Annotated in this window: 3 protein-coding genes and 1 pseudogene; 1 reads left to right on the top strand and 3 read right to left on the bottom strand. The window is 57.2% G+C overall.

The window, feature by feature from the left end; all coding sequences use genetic code 11:
* Positions 1-274: pseudogene (locus tag GNZ13_RS07315) on the bottom strand (IS110 family transposase); the annotation flags it as partial.
* Positions 275-714: 440 nt separating this feature from the next.
* Between GNZ13_RS07315 and GNZ13_RS07310 the strand changes: the two are divergent.
* Entirely contained in the window at positions 715-1,203 is a 489-nt protein-coding gene (locus tag GNZ13_RS07310) for a hypothetical protein (RefSeq protein WP_172161876.1), read from the top strand.
* Positions 1,204-1,292: 89 nt separating this feature from the next.
* Here the strand turns inward: GNZ13_RS07310 and GNZ13_RS07305 are convergent, their stop codons facing one another.
* Positions 1,293-1,451 carry a hypothetical protein gene (locus tag GNZ13_RS07305; RefSeq protein WP_172161874.1) on the bottom strand — a complete coding sequence of 53 codons (159 nt, stop codon included), beginning with the start codon at positions 1,449-1,451 and terminating at the stop codon, positions 1,293-1,295.
* A 561-nt stretch (positions 1,452-2,012) separates the two neighbouring features.
* On the bottom strand, positions 2,013-2,114 hold the full coding sequence (locus GNZ13_RS54155) for a hypothetical protein (RefSeq protein ID WP_407945610.1): 102 nt from the start codon (positions 2,112-2,114) through the stop codon (positions 2,013-2,015).
* Positions 2,115-2,140 lie beyond the last annotated feature (26 nt).

The following is a 2,140-nucleotide window of genomic DNA, read 5'->3' as shown; positions in this document are numbered from 1 at the left end:
CAGCCAGCCAGCGGTGCAGCCAGAAACCGTCGCGGCCTGCTTCATAACAGCTGTAGACGGGTGCGTCGGCGCCGAGATGGCAACGCGCCCTGGCGTTGGCGATGGCGGTGAGAACCGCCGTGGCATCGCCGGCGGCGACCGTACAGCGGCTGGGCGCGCGCTGGCCATCACCCAGTGAGAGCTTCCAGTTCTTCTCGCCCAGTTCAAAAGCCATGTACAGGCGGTCACCTGCCGTCGTATTCTGCCCACGGAGGGCTGTGTCAGGCGTGTCCATTTGCGTGCTCCTTCGGAGAAAACGAGTGTGCAAGTCCCGTTTTACTCCAGTCGGGCTTTCTGTCGCTGCCCTCCCACATAGCATCTAGTAGAGGCGGTGCGTGCCAACAAGCTCGGAAACCCTAAGCTGCTTCACATTTTCACGAACGGATCGAGCGCGCAGACTGATCGCAGCCGCTCGGCCACTAGCCCCCCAACGCAGTCGCTCGAGTGGAATTGGACACAAGGCACAGTCGCCTCCATTGGCCGATGAAGCGACTTGCATCGTCGCCAATCGAATGGCCGCTGATGGATGAGGACCGGACGCGTCAATGTCGGTGGAACGGTCCGGGTGGATGGCCCTTCATGGCCTGACTCCGCCCTTTGGCTCTATACCGGGATTGCGAAAACGATCGTTTAAGCAACGCCGGCGCGCGATCGATATGTGATCTTCAGCGATAAATGGCGGTGAATTTTCAGCGCTATTTATTTATCGTTCACGGGGTAAGTGCCACGTCCAAGTCCATACCGCAAAGGACGACCATCCGGGATGTCGGTGACGAAGCGTTGAAGAAACATAGCTTCGACCTCGCACATTTCCCATCGTATCTCGCGCGAAAGGTAGCGCCGCGTGTTCGCGTTGAAATCACGATTGACCGTCACGACGATTCTGACCTGACGGGCTGGTTCGCGGATGATCAGGGGAAGCGCAGTTGGATGTACGCGCAATTGATCGCCGACGAGAATGGCTGTTCGACAGATAGCGACGACCTATACCTGATGGTACACGCGGCGTTCGCCGCACATGCTGATGGGTTGACCTACATCGGATTCACACGCAGCGGGTTTCCGCCAGACGCACCACTTTTCGCCATGGCAATGATGTACGTGGCCGGAATATTCGTCCAAGTCGGTGTTCACTCTCCGCTGACGAGACGCCGCTGCTCATAAAGTCGTTGAGAATCACGGGTTCGCTTTCGCGGCGCATCCCCGTCTGTTGCGTCCCGGGCTATTTGAGAGTCGGCATCTCGATCTGAAGGTCAGGCGCGCCGATAGCGACGCAGGTTGCGGCGGAGCGCATTTCGACGGCCCAGCATGCACAGCAGCGCCTCAGCGCCCAGCACGAATGAAGTTATCAGGGCCACCGCGAACGCAAACGCGACGGTGAGCCATACCAAAACACTAGAAAGCTCGGCCAATTTCTTCTCCCGGTCGCGTCACTCATTTCTTCATACTATTGCGCCTGCCATTCCGATACTGTCTTCCTATTGTCCCGACTTGTTAAATCGGGAAAACGCTACTTAACTTAGGCGAAGTCAGTAATTTTTTCGATGCGCCCGTCCTGCAAGGCTACCGAGGCGGTGTGCGATGAAAAGCGGCGTTTTATAGGCTCTTTTCGGCGGAAGGATGACGCTTTTTTGCAACAGTTCCCTGACCATATCGGTCACGCGAACCATGCTTTCATATGCGTTCAATGATCAAACAGTCGGGGAATGAATTTGACAAATAAGACCTCGCGGCCAGCGCTTTATATTGTCTCGTCGCGAGGGGATACCTGCGGAAGCTGGCTGAACCGTGGTTGTGGGCCGATCAACGCCACAACAGTCCTTCGCCGCTCTCCAGAGCGGACGTTCATGCGCTGCGGGTCAACATCCAACCGAGTTTTCCGCTCGCCAAGGCCGTTCCAAGGAGGACGATCGCGCATCCAGCGATCATTCCGGTGTGATCGCCTCCCCCAGGAAAGCGGCGCCCCAGATCATTCAAAAGATAGGGATGAGAAACGTGACAGACGCAGCGTAGGCTGCACCAACACGCTCAACCAGCCTGAAAAACAAGACGTACGCAAAGCCAGTACATATCACGCCCAGTGCTGCGACGCACGCCCATG

The sequence above is a fragment of the Paraburkholderia elongata genome (assembly GCF_013177735.1).
Classification (GTDB): domain Bacteria; phylum Pseudomonadota; class Gammaproteobacteria; order Burkholderiales; family Burkholderiaceae; genus Paraburkholderia; species Paraburkholderia elongata.
Note: the sequence above shows the minus strand (reverse complement) of the source record. Positions and strands in the feature narration are given on the sequence as shown.

Excerpts from the sequence above, each read along its gene's own strand:
- GNZ13_RS07310 (WP_172161876.1), top strand. The coding sequence starts at position 715 with ATGGCGGTGAATTTTCAGCGCTATTTATTTATCGTTCACGGGGTAAGT.